This is a genomic window from Leptolyngbya sp. FACHB-541, from assembly GCF_014695875.1.
GTDB lineage: Bacteria > Cyanobacteriota > Cyanobacteriia > Elainellales > Elainellaceae > JAAUTN01.
Map to the genome: position 1 here is coordinate 75,456 of NZ_JACJPC010000141.1, position 14,964 is coordinate 90,419.

The 14,964-nt window shown below is 49.8% G+C and carries 13 protein-coding genes; 10 read left to right on the forward strand and 3 right to left on the reverse strand.

What is annotated here, in order from left to right:
* Position 1 precedes the first annotated feature (1 nt).
* The 5 genes from H6G00_RS31190 to H6G00_RS31210 all read left to right on the forward strand — a co-directional run bounded on the left by H6G00_RS31190 (position 2) and on the right by H6G00_RS31210 (position 4,715).
* Entirely contained in the window at positions 2–880 is an 879-nt protein-coding gene (locus H6G00_RS31190) for an ABC transporter permease (RefSeq protein WP_190799686.1), read from the forward strand.
* The gene (locus tag H6G00_RS31195) at positions 873–1,676 is read left to right on the forward strand and encodes an ABC transporter ATP-binding protein (protein WP_190799687.1); all 804 of its coding nucleotides are present in this window, start codon (positions 873–875) and stop codon (positions 1,674–1,676) included. Before H6G00_RS31190 ends, H6G00_RS31195 begins: the two co-directional genes overlap by 8 nt.
* A 38-nt stretch (positions 1,677–1,714) precedes the next feature.
* Entirely contained in the window at positions 1,715–2,470 is a 756-nt protein-coding gene (locus H6G00_RS31200) for an SDR family oxidoreductase (protein WP_190799688.1), read from the forward strand.
* Between the two features lie 134 nt (positions 2,471–2,604).
* Positions 2,605–3,429 carry an alpha/beta hydrolase gene (locus H6G00_RS31205; protein WP_190799689.1) on the forward strand — a complete coding sequence of 275 codons (825 nt, stop codon included), beginning with the start codon at positions 2,605–2,607 and terminating at the stop codon, positions 3,427–3,429.
* Between the two features lie 158 nt (positions 3,430–3,587).
* The gene (locus H6G00_RS31210; protein ID WP_190799690.1) at positions 3,588–4,715 is read left to right on the forward strand and encodes a class I SAM-dependent methyltransferase; all 1,128 of its coding nucleotides are present in this window, start codon (positions 3,588–3,590) and stop codon (positions 4,713–4,715) included.
* A 123-nt stretch (positions 4,716–4,838) separates the two neighbouring features.
* Here H6G00_RS31210 and H6G00_RS31215 read toward each other — a convergent pair whose 3' ends face one another.
* Positions 4,839–5,783, reverse strand: coding sequence for a DUF4432 family protein (locus H6G00_RS31215; protein WP_190799691.1), 945 nt, complete (start codon positions 5,781–5,783; stop codon positions 4,839–4,841).
* 294 nt (positions 5,784–6,077) lie between these two features.
* On the opposite strand from H6G00_RS31215, the gene H6G00_RS31220 reads away from it, so the two are divergent.
* The 3 genes from H6G00_RS31220 (at position 6,078) to H6G00_RS31230 (ending at position 8,212) form a co-directional block, all read left to right on the forward strand.
* A complete protein-coding gene (locus tag H6G00_RS31220) occupies positions 6,078–6,545 on the forward strand; it encodes a GNAT family N-acetyltransferase (protein WP_190799692.1) in 468 nt (155 codons plus the stop codon).
* A 60-nt stretch (positions 6,546–6,605) separates the two neighbouring features.
* Positions 6,606–7,718, forward strand: a complete 1,113-nt coding sequence (locus H6G00_RS31225; RefSeq protein ID WP_190799693.1) for a low specificity L-threonine aldolase — start codon at positions 6,606–6,608, stop codon at positions 7,716–7,718.
* 83 nt (positions 7,719–7,801) lie between these two features.
* The gene (locus H6G00_RS31230) at positions 7,802–8,212 is read left to right on the forward strand and encodes a hypothetical protein (RefSeq protein ID WP_190799694.1); all 411 of its coding nucleotides are present in this window, start codon (positions 7,802–7,804) and stop codon (positions 8,210–8,212) included.
* A gap of 232 nt (positions 8,213–8,444) precedes the next feature.
* Here H6G00_RS31230 and H6G00_RS31235 read toward each other — a convergent pair whose 3' ends face one another.
* Entirely contained in the window at positions 8,445–11,852 is a 3,408-nt protein-coding gene (locus H6G00_RS31235; protein WP_190799695.1) for a DEAD/DEAH box helicase, read from the reverse strand.
* A gap of 518 nt (positions 11,853–12,370) precedes the next feature.
* Between H6G00_RS31235 and H6G00_RS31240 the strand changes: the two genes are divergently transcribed.
* Positions 12,371–12,538, forward strand: coding sequence for a hypothetical protein (locus H6G00_RS31240; protein WP_190799696.1), 168 nt, complete (start codon positions 12,371–12,373; stop codon positions 12,536–12,538).
* Between the two features lie 84 nt (positions 12,539–12,622).
* Positions 12,623–14,776: a polyribonucleotide nucleotidyltransferase gene (locus tag H6G00_RS31245; RefSeq protein ID WP_190644225.1), complete on the forward strand. Its 2,154-nt coding sequence runs from the start codon at positions 12,623–12,625 to the stop codon at positions 14,774–14,776.
* On the opposite strand, the gene H6G00_RS31250 is transcribed toward H6G00_RS31245, so the two are convergent.
* On the reverse strand, positions 14,706–14,894 hold the full coding sequence (locus H6G00_RS31250) for a hypothetical protein (RefSeq protein ID WP_190799697.1): 189 nt from the start codon (positions 14,892–14,894) through the stop codon (positions 14,706–14,708). The two genes, H6G00_RS31245 and H6G00_RS31250, sit on opposite strands and share 71 nt — an antisense overlap.
* Between the last annotated feature and the right edge of the window lie 70 nt (positions 14,895–14,964).

Consider the following 14,964-nt stretch of genomic DNA (forward strand, 5'->3'; position numbering starts at 1 on the left):
CATGCCTCCCGCTGACTCCCCATCCACCTCTGGTCTACCTGCCTGGGCATCTCCGGCGATCGCTCCTTTTGCGCGAGGGCGGTTGCGCCGTTTGATGCCTGGGCTATCTTTTGTGCTGGCCTGGATTATTTTGGCACTAGGTTGGGAAATTGGGGCAGCAACCGAGGTGCTCAATCCTCGAATTTTGCCGCCGCCCAGCGTGGTGATTCCTTACATTCTGCAAGGACCCGGCGCAGCAGGAATCGGGCCGCAGCAGGTGACGTATGGGGAGGCGATCGTCAAAACTCTAGCTAGAGTTTTGATTGGGCTGATTCTGGGACTGATTGCGGCCATCCCCTTAGGAACGGTGCTAGCAGTTGTCAACCCCGTGCGACAACTGATTCTGCCAATGATTCAAACGATCGCCCCGATCGCTCCAGTTGCCTGGGTGCCCGTGGCGATCGCGCTTTTAGGAATTGGCGACCAGTCCGCTATTTTTGTCGTGTTTATGGGCGTGTTTGCAGTCATGACGCTAGCAACCGCAGCGGCGATCGAAAACGTGCCGCAAGAACTGATTAAAACCGCCAGAAGCCTCGGCGCGAGAGGGCATCAGCTCTGGCTCTGGGTTGTATTGCCTGCAACAGCTCCCAGTTTGCTAACGATTGTAAGAGTCAACTTTTTTGCAGCCTGGATGGCCGTTTTGGCGGGTGAAATGGCCGGAATCAACTCTGGACTGGGAGCGCTGATCATTTTGGGGCAGCAGCAGTTCAACATGCGACTGGTAATGACGGGCATCATTACGATTGGCGTGTTGGGGTTTGCGATCGATCGCCTGATTTTGCTGATTCAGCGGCGGCTGCTCTGGTGGGAAGCCCGGAGCAAAGGCAGGACAAATGGCTGAACTTTGCTTTGAGCAAGTTTCCAAAGTGTATGCAGGGCATCCTGCTGTGGTGGATGTCGATCTCACTGTACCTTCAGGCTCATTCACTGCGCTGATTGGTCCCTCTGGCTGTGGCAAAACAACGCTATTAGAAATTGCCGCTGCCCTGATTCCAGCGACGACCGGGCGCGTACTGCTGGGCGGCAGACCGATCACCCGACCCGGACCCGAAACAGCAATTGTGTTTCAGCACCACAACTTGTTTGAGTGGATGACGGTGCAGGACAATGTCGCCTTTGGGCTACGCACTCAAGGAATTTCTCGACACGAACGCCGCCTCAGAGCCGGAAGGCTGCTCGCGGATGTGGGGCTCATTGACCATGCCCACAAACTACCGCGTGAACTCAGCGGCGGAATGCGTCAGCGAGTAGCGATCGCCCGTGCCTTGGTGCTCAATCCACAGGTTCTCCTGATGGACGAACCTTTTTCTTCCCTCGACTATCAAACTCGTCGGGTAATGCAGCGCTATCTGTTGGCAATGTGGCACCATGCCCAGGCAACCGTTGTGATGGTGACTCACGATCTGGATGAGGCGATCGCCCTGGCAGATCAAATTGTGCTGTTCTCTGGCAGCCCCGGACGCATTGTTGAAACCATTCACATTCCGCTCGAGCGTCCTCGCCAACCTGAAGACAGCCGCCTTCAAGAAATTCGCACTCACCTACGCCACCATTTAGAAAAAGAAGTTGCTTTGGGCGAATTCACTACCGCCGAACTTGAAGCCCTGCGTCGCGAAGGCATGACCGCAGACTTGTAACCCTCAACGTCTCACTCACTTTTGCAACATGTGAATCAATGGTGAGAAAGAAGTATTCATTACAAAGAGTTGCCCTTGTCACGGGTTCGACATCTGGGATAGGGCTAGCGATCGCCAAACGCCTTATCAAAGATGGGTTTGCTATTTCTTTTCACTCCAAGTCTTCGGTGCAGGTTGGACAATCCTTAGCAGAAGCGCATCCTGGTTCATCTTATTTTCAGGCAGATCTATCTGACCAAAACCAGTCTCGTAATTTGATTACTGAGGTTCTGTCGCATCATGGTCGGCTGGATGTATTGGTTAATAATGCAGGGGTGAGTGCGACGATTCCACATCAATCCCTCAAGGAAGCCTCACCGGAGATCTGGCGCAATCTATATGAGGTTAATGTTATTGCACCTTGGACACTCATTGCTGAGGCTGAAACTGCCCTACGTCAGTCATCAAGTTCTGCCTGTCCTAGCTGCATTCTCAACATTAGCTCTCATGCGGGTATTCGCCCCAAAGGAGCTTCAATTCCATATTCTGCTAGTAAAGCTGCTCTGAACCACATGACAAAGTTGCTCGCGGTGAGTCTAGCACCACAGATTCGTGTGAATGCGATCGCGCCAGGTTTAGTTGACACCCCAATGAGCAAAGATTGGACAGCAGCACGAAGACTTTGGGAGGAGCGATCTCCGATGGGTCGTGGCGCACAACCAGAGGAAATCGCGCAAGTGGCTTCGATGTTAGTTTCAAGTCACTATCTGACAGGAGAGATTTTAGTTTCAGATGGGGGGCTGAATCTCACTTGATAGAGTTAGTTAGGGCATAGTTTGAAGAGGAACGGTGAGAGGCGATCGCCAGCAATCCTGAGCAAAATCATTCATTCTCAATCGAGAGAGGCTGAGGCAAAATAGGAACATTGTTGCCGCAATGGGAATGCAGAATGCCTAGAACCAGGATTGGTGATATCGAGATGTATTACGAGATTCACGGCAGCGGTGAACCTGTAGTTTTGATTCACGGCTTGAGCATGGATAGCAGCACATGGTTCAACCAAATTCCTGTTCTCTCGCAGAAATATCAAGTCATCGTGTTCGATAATCGTGGTGTTGGGCAAACTGATGCTCCTAATGAGGCTTACTCAACCGAGATGATGGCAGATGACGCTGCTGCCTTAATGAAGTTTTTGAATGTGGATAACGCTCATATTTTGGGCTTTTCAATGGGGGGTATGATTGCTCAGACTATGGCGCTGAAATATCCTGAGTTAGTGAGAAGCCTGCTGCTAGCTGCAACAGCTGCCCGATTTCCTGCCCGAGCAAAACATTTAGTGCAGATCTGGCTCAGGATGCTCAACGAAAATGTGTCTTTAGAAACCTCTATTAGGGATAGTTTTTTGTGGGTTTATACCAATGAGTTTTTTGAACATGACGAAACTGTAGCGGCTTCGGTCGAGCGGGCACTCAATCATCCTTACCCACTAGCTACTCACGGTTTCGCTGGGCAAGTTGCTGCGCTAATGCAGCATGACACGCGATCGCAAATCAGCGAAATCTCAGTTTCGACTCTGGTATTAATTGGCAGAGATGAGATCTTCATCCCTATGGAGTTTTCAGAAGAACTTGCTGCCGGGATTCCAAAAGCTGAGTTAGTGATATTAGAGCATGGCGGACATAACTGTTGGATGGAGTTTCCTGAACCATTCAACCAAGCTGTAATGCGGTTTTTAGAAAGGGTGACATCAATGTCAGAAGTGAGAAGGATTTAGGTGTACCAGCAGTGCATAACAGTCTTAAATAAACTAACTGTCGAGAGGCTATTCATTAGTTTTAAATGAAGCACTCCACTATTACGACTTTATACTTTTTGGCTCTTGCTTAAGGTACATGGGTTACGTTGAATATGAGTGCAGTTCTGATTAACATTATGGTTTTTCTTTGTCCCCAACACCAGCACGACTTGATTCCCCAAGCTCATTCTCCTGAAGGTGAATTGAAGCTTGCTAGTGAAATTAAAGACTTTTGGAACTCTATGTTTCAATTGTTTCAGCGCAAGATAGCTGAAATTACCTCTGCTTATCCTAACGAAGAAGATCAGGATAAACTCTACTTTAGAGTTCGCCAGATCTTAGACGAGTGTCCTGAGGTAAAAGAAACTAACTATCGTCGCGGTGTATTCCAAGATCGTTTGTGGACTAATGTATTGACAGCGATCGACGAAGATCGACACCGCCTTGAAGCAGTCTATCAAGGTCATTTGGAAGGGAAAGGAGAACTGGAACTAAATCCAGATCTGGACATTCCCATCCACCAGCGTAAAACCAACATCCACCGAATGCCAGGGGGCTATCTCCACGAGCCCGAGGACAGTTTTGGTTCAGGAGTGCTGTACGATCACGGCGTTTTTCTGTATGGGCGTGGGTGGTTTGGACCTCTCAATGATGAACTGGGTCAAACCTTGATTCATCAGGTCTTGGCACAGCACTACCCAGATTTTCAGCCTCACATGATTTTGGATTTGGGGTGTTCTGTGGGTCACAGTACATTACCCTATGCATCGACCTATCCTCAAGCCCAAGTTTGGGGAATTGATTTGGGGTCGTCACTGTTGAGATATGCGATCGCTCGTGCAAGAGTCTTAAACCAAACGGTGCATTTCTCTCAACAGAATGCTGAAAATACTGAATTTCCCGATCAGTCTTTTGATTTAGTGGTAAGTCATATCCTTCTGCACGAAATTCCTGGGGTGGCGAGAAAGCGAGTGTTTGCGGAAAGCTATCGCTTGCTAAAACCAGGGGGAATGATGGTGCATTTGGAGAGCAAATTATTTCTTCAGCCTCCCACACTAGCTGCTCGGTATTTCCGTGATACTGAAGTTTGGGCAAATTCAGAACCCTACCTTGCCTCGTCAAAGTTTGCCGATTTCCCCACTTACGCCTTAGAAGCAGGGTTTGCACCTGAGGCATTTCATGTGCATTACACACCGGGATACTATGCGTCTCAAAAGGGAAATGCTAATCCAAGTTGGGTGGCATTTTGTGGAGTCAAACGCTAGTTAATTTGATTCTGTTTGTGCTGGCTCTTAAGAAGTTATTAACCCGGCAATGTAAGTTCCAAAAGGGAATCTAGCGTTTTCGACGGTTACAGCCTAGAAAATGCAAGATCAATGATTGCCGGTTTAATAGGAAGAGCGATCGCGCTGTAACTGCAAAGTGAGTGTTCGACGTTGTTTCTCCTGAGGATTCAGAAATGCAGCCGTGTTCAGACGATGCGCTTCCTCCAAATCAGAGGGCATATTGGTGCAGGGTTCTACTACAACCACATAATGATCACGCCACCCGCCATAACTTTGGAACATCCAGACATAAGGAAAATCAGCAGTATCAAACGTCATGAGCAAAGCAGACTGGGTGCGTTGATGACGAATGCCACAGTAGCCACTGGATAAATCAGAACTGTAATAAAACTCTTGAAGTTGAGAGGAGGGTGGTGGAATAATACGCAGATCAACAGACTCCCCATTAACGGCGATCGCCTCAGGAAAGCGGGTTTTTCCAGGTTGACCAATAATTTTGCTGAACTCCAAAAATGCAGGTTCTACCCAACAGTCGGGGAGCAGAATTTCGTCTCCCGCTTCAATTGCGATCGCTGCATGATGCTTAAACAGGAATGGAATTTGCGCCTCAGACTGATTCTGGAACCAGTAAGTTAGCCGAGCCTCTGGGCGGTCTGGATCAAGTTGAATAGTCTTTTCTACTCGTATCGGGACGGTCTGACACTGGTATCCTAATGTGATGCTAAGGGGTGAACGTTCCAGGATTTCCCATTGCTGTGACCATAACTCTCCGTGGTCTGCCAAGGTCCTTCCCTGAAACAATCCGGCTGCATCATTGGGAAAAACTTCATCCCAACCTCCCGTCCACTGCTCGTCAAAGGAAGCGCCAACAGGAAGCGATCGCGTTGTTTCAGGAGTGTAGTGTGATGGATGCCAGAGCCAGGAATGCCCAGTTTTACAATCTTCTAATTGGTCGATACGTCCGCCCAAATCAGGACGAATAGTAAGCCTAATTTCAGAATTCTCCAGCGTCAAAACTTGAGCTTGCTTTACTGTCTCCAGCGTCATTCCTGCACTGATCCTCACTCTCTTTTCTGTGATTAAAGGATACAGTGCAGCCTCGAATTCTTCACTATGCCCAAAGGGATATCCTGTGGTTCAAAAACAGCTTGTTATGGGATTATTCGCTTCAAGAGCTTTCTCGCTTTTTGGATATTCTCTTGATAAAACTCACTTAAATTTTTCTCAGCTTTTTCTAATTAGCTTTTCATCTTGAATTCAGCACTAAATCAAACTGCCTGTCGTATACTACATAATGTAATACGCACGGCATCATATCGAGATCTGCATATTGGAGTCACCATGATTCGACCGAGCCTACCCGACGACACAATTGCGTTAATTGATATAGCCAAAACGATCGGCTTCCAGCCCAATGAGCTTGAGGCGCTGAACGAAATGCTGTCCGATTACTTTGGAGGCGATCGCGATACAGATTGTTTCTGGATCACCGACGATGATAATGGACCAGTTGGGGTTGCCTATTGTGAACCGGAACGGATGACCGATCAAACGTGGAACCTGCAATTAATTGCTATCCGACCTGACCGCCAGGGACAAGGACGCGGTGCGACACTATTAAGCTATGTTGAACAAATGCTAGCGTCGCGTGGTGGGCGAATGTTGGTGGTGGAAACATCAGGATTGCCAGACTTTGAGCGTACGCGAACCTTTTACGCAAAGTGTGGTTATGAGGAAGAGGCACGTATCCGTGACTTCTACACGACAGGTGATGACAAGATCGTTTATCGCAAGATGTTGGCTGACTAAAAGGAGCTTTAACGAGTATTCTCAGGGCATAACCAGGGAAGCACATCTACAGGAGTAACAATGCAATTCGGCAGCGATAACCAAACAGGGGCATCTCCTCAGGTATTGGAGATGATAGTGACTGCTAATGCAGGATATACCCACGGATATGGAGATGACATCTGGACTAAAAGAGCAGTAGAGGCTTTAAGAGAAACCTTTCAATGCGATTTGAATGCGTTTTTTGTGTCCACCGGAACTGCTGCCAACAGTTTGGCACTCTCATGTCTGGTGCAACCTTGGGAAGCTATCCTTTGCCACGCTCAGGCGCACATCATAACGGACGAATCAACTGCACCAGAGTTTTTTACGAATGGCGCTCGCCTGATCGGACTTGCTCGTGGAGAGGGAAAACTCACTGCCCAACATCTTTTAGATTATTTTGAAGGCGCAGGCGTTGATATTCCCCACAATCCACTAGTTCGAGCCTTGAGCCTTACCCAAGCAACAGAATCAGGACTGGTTTACACGCCAGATGAAATTGCATCTGTGACCTCTGTAGCTCGGCAACACCACTTGTCAGTACACATGGATGGAGCGCGCTTTTCAAATGCGGTAGCGGCATTAGGTTGCACACCGGCAGATCTCACCTGGAAGTCAGGAGTTGATATTCTGTGTTTGGGAGCTACCAAGAATGGTTGTTTGGCAGCCGAAACAGTAATCATCTTCAAATCTGGTCTTGCTGAACAATTTGTACATCGTCGAAAACGAGCAGGTCATTTGTTGTCAAAGGGTCGGTTTTTAAGTGCCCAAATCATAGGTTGGCTAAAGGATGAGCATTGGCTAGAACTTGCCCATCATGCAAACGGACAAGCAGCCCAACTTGCAAATGCATTGTCTGCTATTCCTAGTGTCCGTATTGTTTGGCCGACTCAAGCCAATGAGATCTTCGCAGTGATGCCAAAGCAGGTGGCAAATTATCTGCAATCTTCTGGGGCAGAGTTTTATGAGTGGTATCGTGAGTCTTTGCCGCGAAATGTTGTGATTGACAAAAATGAAATACTGATTCGATTGGTCACTTCCTTTGCAACCAAAGATAGTCACGTTCGTGACTTTTGTTCCCTCCTTCAAAGTTCTTCCCTCAAATTGCGATCGCCATCCAACAGCCCAGATGGAGACGCAACAAAAACCTAAATTTTGAGTTTAAGAGCACTACTACTTATCCTAACCATTGGACTGCTTTGTTCAAGCAAGTAGAAGCCAAAAGGAGTTTGTTTATGCCCTCTCTACGAACTACTCTTCTCGTCGATAGTATTGTTTGTTTTGTTTATGGAGCAGTGCTGACGATTGCAGCAGACTCACTCTCTACTCTATTTACAACCAACCCTATCTCTTTACTCGGCTATTCCTTACCAGACGCTCTGAGGATTCTAGGATGGAGTGTATTGGGAGTTGGGCTGTATGTTTGTGTTGTTGGTTGCGCCAAACCTATCAGACCTATTGCAGTTTGGTTGGTGATTGGAATCGAAATTGCTTGGACAGTTGGCAGCGTATTATTGTTAGCCTGGATTGGAAATACACTTTCCTGGATAGGTATAGCTTTTATCATTTCAAGTGCAGTAGCTGTGTTGGGTTTCATGATTCTTGAGCTAATTGGGCTTCAATCATTGTATGAGCGGCAAATCTAGTAGTCTTTTTGTCTGGTGCCCACCTCAATCGTACTGATTGTGTTGTTCTGCACAAGCTGACTTAACATAAGGTCTTTCCTGTGATAGGAGGTTCTCCGCTGGTTTGCGTATAAAAGGTGAGAGGAACCGTATCTTTAAGGGTTAAGGAGTTAGGTTATGGCAGCGCGATATTTTGCTTTAATCAGCGGTATTACCTATGCTCTTTGGAGCAAAGTAAGCGAATGGGGGTATATCAGCTTCCCTCATCAATGACGGCGGTGCGATCGAGCAATAGCAGGTTACGAAGCTGGTCGGTGTCAAACTCGGTTAACCAGTTTTCACCTGTGCCTACCACCTGTTCAGACAGTGTTTTTTTGCTTTCAATTAGTTCATGAATGCGCTCTTCTAAGGTGCCAGTGCAGACAAACTTGTGAACCTGCACGTTGCGGGTTTGCCCGATACGAAAGACGCGATCGGTTGCCTGATTTTCCACCGCAGGATTCCACCAGCGATCGAAGTGAAACACATGATTGGCTCTGGTTAAGTTGAGTCCTACGCCGCCTGCTTTGAGCGAAAGGATAAATACTCGTGGGCCCTGCGGGTCGTTCTGGAAGCGATCGACCATTTCCTCTCGTTGCTTCTTAGACGTGCCGCCATATAAAAACAGCGTTTCCCGGTTGAACTGTTGCTCCAGGTAAGCTTTAAGGAATTTGCCCCACTCAGCAAACTGAGTGAAGATGAGTGCGCGATCGCCCTCTGCCAACAGTTCATCCAGCATTTCCTCTAACCGCTGAAGTTTGCCGGAAAGGGAACGGAAGGATGAAGGATAAGGGATGAGGGATGAGGTGTTTTTCGTATTCTTGGTATCTTTTGCGGCTGCTGCTTCCTTAAACAGTACAGGATGGTTGCAAACCTGTTTTAGCTTGACCAGCAGTGCCAAAATCATGCCGTGCCGCTGAATGCCCTCAGCCGATTCAATTTCAACTAGCGACTGATCGACCAGCTTTTGATACAGGGCGGCTTGCTCGGCTGACAGCCCACAAAACACACTCATCTCCTGCTTGTCGGGTAAGTCTTGAATGATGGTTCGGTCGGTCTTGAGTCGCCGCAGGATGAAAGGTTGAACCAGCGATCGCAATGTTTGCAATGAAGCCGTATCGCCATAGCGCTCAATCGGCACAGCAAACCGTCGCTGGAAGAAGTTGCGCGGTCCCAGATAACCGGGGTTGAGGAAATCCAGAATTGACCAAAGTTCCGACAAGCGGTTTTCGATGGGCGTTCCGGTGAGGGCAATGCGAAACTGGGTTTCAAGCTGGCGGACTGCCTGAGACTGTTTTGCTTCTGGGTTTTTGATGTTCTGCGCCTCGTCTAGCACTACACCTTGCCAAGAAACGCTTTGCAGATCTTTGGCATCTCGGTAGACCAGTGCATAGCTAGTGATCACCAGGTCATAGCCCTTGACCGCTTTGGCAAATGCTTTGCCTTGCGATCGCTTATCACCGTGATGCACCAGCACTTTTAGATCTGGGCCAAACTTCTTCACCTCGCGTTCCCAGTTGCCCAGCACTGAGGTGGGACACACCAGCAGCGTTGGGGCTTCCAGTGCATCCTGTTCTTTTAGGTGCAGCAGCAGGGCAATCAGTTGAATCGTCTTACCCAGACCCATATCATCAGCTAAGCAAGCCCCTAAACCCCAGCGTTCCAAAAAGGCTAGCCATGAGGTTCCCCGTACCTGATAGGGACGCAGTTCGCCTTGAAAACTCGCAGGGATGGCGATCGCCTCTACACTCTGATTGCCAGTCGTGAGCGTGTTGATTAGCTCTTGCAGCGAACCCGATGCCTCAAAGTTGACTACAGGCAGCTTTTCGATCATCTGTGTGTCGCCCGTGCTGATTCGCAGCGCATCTTCCAGCGACAGCGCCATCTGGTCTTTGCGGCTCTCAAAAAAGCTTTGCGCAGCCCGCACATCTTGAGGACGCAATTCCACCCATTCCCCGTTAATCTCAACCAGTGGCGTATTCAGCGCCACCAGCCGATCGAATTCTTCCTTAGAAAGCCGCTGTCCGCCAATTGACAGTTCCCACTTAAAGTTGAGCAGGCTTTGCAACCCTAGCCGCTGTTTGTTGCGTTTCGAAGGGGCTTCTGCCCTGACTTGCAGCCCCAACCGATTAGCCAAGCCTTGGTGGTTGGCCAAACTGGGTGGCAACACCACACCAAAACCACTGTCTTGGAGCTGCCACGCTGACGACTTGATGAAGTCGTAAACCTGCATCGGACCGAGCGGACAGGCTTGTGGCTGCTGCACTTGCAGGCTCGGCTCCAGCACCGGATAAAGCCTGGAAGCAAAGCCCAACCCAGCTAAGAGCGTTTCCTGGGGATGGTGAATGGTACGCCCCAAATAGTCCAGCCGCTCTACGGGGTTGTTCCAAATCGTTTTGGCGCTGACTAGAAAATCGGCATCGTGAGCCGCCTGAAGATAAAACTCTAGCGCCCAGTCCGTCTTGCCAGGGGCAGGCGTTCGCAAATAAAAGCAAGTGCGGAAGGAAGCCGCCTGCTGGGTCAACTGCTGCTGAATAGGGGCGATCCAGTTGTTCAGGACTGCTTCTAGCCGCTCTAGCTTCTCGGCTTCTGTGGAAACCATTCCTGGATGAGGCGAGTCGGCTGCGATCGCTCCTAGTGCCTGGAGCCACTCTCGCACGGGCGTATCTTTGGGCAGGGGCACGGTGGGCAAAGGATGGCTAGTTAGAGCAAGCCGAATTTGAGCATCAATGGTTTGGTGCAGAAAATTAAGCAGCAGAGTTTGTGCTGCGGGGAAGACGGCTGCTTCTACGGACTCGGTGGAGTCAAGCGGCTGGTAACCCCGACAGGCAGCAGGCATTTGTCGTGAAAAATGCTCTAACCGGGACTGGTCAGCAGCACTGTCTAACAAGGCTTGCCAGCGGGCAACGGCAACTTCATCTGAGCGCTCTAGAATCGGCAGAAATTTGGAACGGGCTAACAAATCCAGGTGCCAACGGGCAACGTGTGACCAAAAGCGCAAATCTCCGCTCAGCCAGGATTCTTCACTTACAGAACTGAGGGGTAAGGATTGGAGGAATTGAATCGCTTCCAGTGGCTTCAGGCAAATTCCCTGTACCTGCCAGAACTGCGACGTAGGGACTGCATTTTCGTCGGGCGAAGTGGATTGAGCAGCGGAGTGCTGCGGGATAGCGATTACCCCAACGGGGGAACTGCTTCGCATCGCCTCCTCCGTCTCATCTAGCCTGACTTGATAGGTCGGCAGGGCAAACGCCACCGACTGCAAGCGAGCCACTGCGGACTCCAATAAAGCTGTCGCCTCCACTTGAGTCGCAGATTGCAATTTTGACCGGGATGATTTCGCTTTTGTCTGGGCAGTGCGTCCGGCTTCAACTAGTGGCACATCTGAGACAGCCCAGTTGATTTGGCGGGACTGATGCAGCGATCGCAGCCAATCAACTAGTTCCGCAGCAGTCATCACAAACGGATGGGGTAACACAGCATTAGGCTGCGCTTCTTCTGCCTGTGACTCAACTCTGCGCCAGGTTTCGCCCCAAATCAAGAAACAACTTGCCTGAAGCCCAGAAGACTGAGAAGAAGACGTTTGAGGCTGGAGAAGCCAGCTACCGTGAAGAATTGCCATGCACTAAGCGTCACTAGCGATCAATGAACGTCGCGGAACTGAACATTGCTGAATCTACGTGAGAGGTTTAAACCCTCCTAAAGCGTTGGCGGTTAATCGAGGAGGCGATGCGAAGAGTTCCCCTTCTGGGGTAATCGCAAAACATCACACCGCCATCAACACCCAGAGCAGCCGCCAGAAGCTTGAAGTTTCCTGGTGTAGAGCTAATTTCCCTGGATGGAGCAGTTATATCTGCAATGTTGGGTTCATTGTACAACCATATTCTTAAGGTGGTTTGCGGGAGGTTTGCAGTTCAATTCTTGCCAGCTTTCTCTTATTAGAGGCAATCTTTCAAAATTAGCCAGAGCTTCTCTCAAGTGGCAGTATGAAAGTGGTTTCAAGTTGAAATTCCCTGACTAGAGTTCAACTTTGGGAGCGGTCTTTTGCACTTAGCTCGTGCAAATTGTCTAGCATCGCTGATAAGCGGAAACCCGATAGATTACCTGAAGAAACGTAAAAATTATTGTGGTGCGCTACGATTGAATCAAACTTACGAACAACTCCGAAGTTCATCATTTTTTGATTGCGAAACCAGTTGGGGAGATGGTTTAGCCCTCGCGGTCAAGGTGAAGCGATCGCCTGATATCTCACCGACCGACCTCAATCTTGAAGATAGATTGAGAATTGATTCAGGCAGTTTCTTCTAATAACTCATTGCAACAGCAGACTAAGGGCATCAGTGCTACGATTGCCACAGAAGAAAAAATAAGGCTAAAAGGACAGAGTGCCGCATGGTAGAGGAAATAGATAAGTCAATATCCTTCGACGGACGGGATATTCGGCTTAAGGTAGGTCTGCTTGCACCGCAAGCAGGCGGTTCCGTGTTGGTTCAATCAGAAGAAACGGCAGTTTTTGTAGCGGCAACCCGCGCCGCTGGCAGAGAAGGAATCGACTTTTTGCCGCTGCTCGTTGATTACGAAGAAAGATTGTATGCCGCCGGACGGATTCCCGGTGGGTTTCTGCGCCGAGAAGGTCGCCCCCCCGAAAAAGCAACTCTGATTAGCCGTTTGATTGACCGCCCGATGCGTCCGCTGTTTCCCAGTTGGCTGCGGGATGATATTCAGATCGTGGCAACGACAATGGCGCTGGATGAGCGAGTCCCACCCGATGTGCTGGCCGTAACAGGTGCATCAATTGCAACGCTACTAGCAGGCATTCCCTTTAATGGACCTATGGCTGCCGTGCGAGTCGGGCTGATTGGGGATGATTTCATTATTAATCCGACTTACAGCGAGATTGAAGCAGGCGACCTGGATTTGGTGGTTGCTGGTTCACCTGAAGGCGTGATCATGGTCGAAGCTGGGGCAAATCAGTTGCCTGAGCAAGACATGATTGAGGCAATTGACTTTGGCTACGAGGCCGTTCGCGATCTGATTCAGGCACAGCGTGACCTGATGGCAGAACTGGGCATTGAGATCGTGACCGAACAGCCTCCCGAAGTGGATTCGACCTTAGAAGACTTTATTCGCGATCGCACCGAAGCTTCTATCAAAGAAATCCTGACTCACTTTGAATACAGCAAGAGTGAGCGAGACGCAGCGCTAGACAAGGTCAAAGAAGAAGTAGCAGCGGCGATCGCTGAAATGCCCGAAGAAGACCCCATCCGAGTTGCAGCTCAGGCAGACGCTAAAGCTTTGGGCAATACCTTCAAGGGTTTGACCAAAAAGTTTATGCGTCGCCAAATTGTTGAGGACGGCGTTCGGGTAGACGGTCGTAAGCTAGACGAAGTTCGTCCGATCTCTTGCCGGACGGGTATTTTGCCAACGCGGGTTCACGGCAGCGGACTGTTCCAGCGTGGACTGACTCAAGTGTTGTCAGTTGCGACCTTGGGCACGCCTGGAGATGCTCAGGAGCTAGACGACCTGCACCCTGACGAGCAAAAGCGCTATTTGCATCACTACAACTTCCCGCCTTATTCAGTGGGTGAGACAAAGCCGATGCGGTCGCCTGGTCGGCGTGAAGTCGGGCATGGCGCACTGGCAGAACGGGCAATCGTCCCCATCCTGCCGGACAAAGACAAGTTTCCCTACGTCATCCGGGTGGTGTCAGAGGTGCTTTCCTCCAACGGCTCCACCTCAATGGGTTCAGTCTGCGGTTCCACCCTGGCGCTAATGGATGCCGGAGTACCCATTACCAAACCCGTCAGTGGAGCGGCAATGGGGCTGATTAAAGAAGGCGATGAAGTTCGCATTCTTACCGACATCCAGGGCATTGAGGATTTCCTTGGCGACATGGACTTCAAAGTCGCCGGAACCGACAGCGGCATCACAGCCCTGCAAATGGATATGAAAATCAACGGTTTGCCCATTTCTGTGATAGCAGATGCAATCCGCCAGGCAAAACCTGCCCGAATGCATATCCTGGAAAAAATGCTGACCACCATCGACCAACCTCGTCCTGAGTTGTCGCCTTACGCACCAAGACTCCTGACGATTAAGATCGACCCCGACATGATCGGCATGGTCATTGGACCCGGCGGCAAAACCATCAAGGGCATCACCGAGCAAACTGGAGCCAAAATCGATATCGAAGACGATGGCACAATTACCATCTCGGCAGTCGCAGGCGAAAAGGCCAAACACGCTCGCAGCATCATCGAAGGCATGACCCGCAAACTCAGTGCTGGCGATGTGTATGTCGGTCGCGTCACCCGCATCATCCCCATTGGTGCATTTGTCGAATTCCTTCCCGGCAAGGAAGGCATGATCCACATCTCCCAGCTTGCTGACTACCGCGTTGGCAAGGTCGAAGATGAAGTTGCTCTAGGCGACGAGGTGATTGTTAAGGTGCGCGAGATTGACGGGCGCGGACGGATCAACCTGACCCGTCTGGGCATCCATCCAGACGAAGCTGCTGCTGCTCGTGAAACCGCAGCCGCCGATTAAGTCCTAGTTTGTCTGGGCTAATTTCGGGGCGATCGCTTCCTTCTTTTGAGTGGGTGGCGATCGCCCCAAATTTTTTATCGCCCAAAAATGTTTGCCGCTGACTGTAGCGATCGGTCACGCCGATATGTTAATTTTATAAAGCTGAGTTTGCAGCCCAGTTTTAAGACTGAGGTAGCGATCGTTCAGCA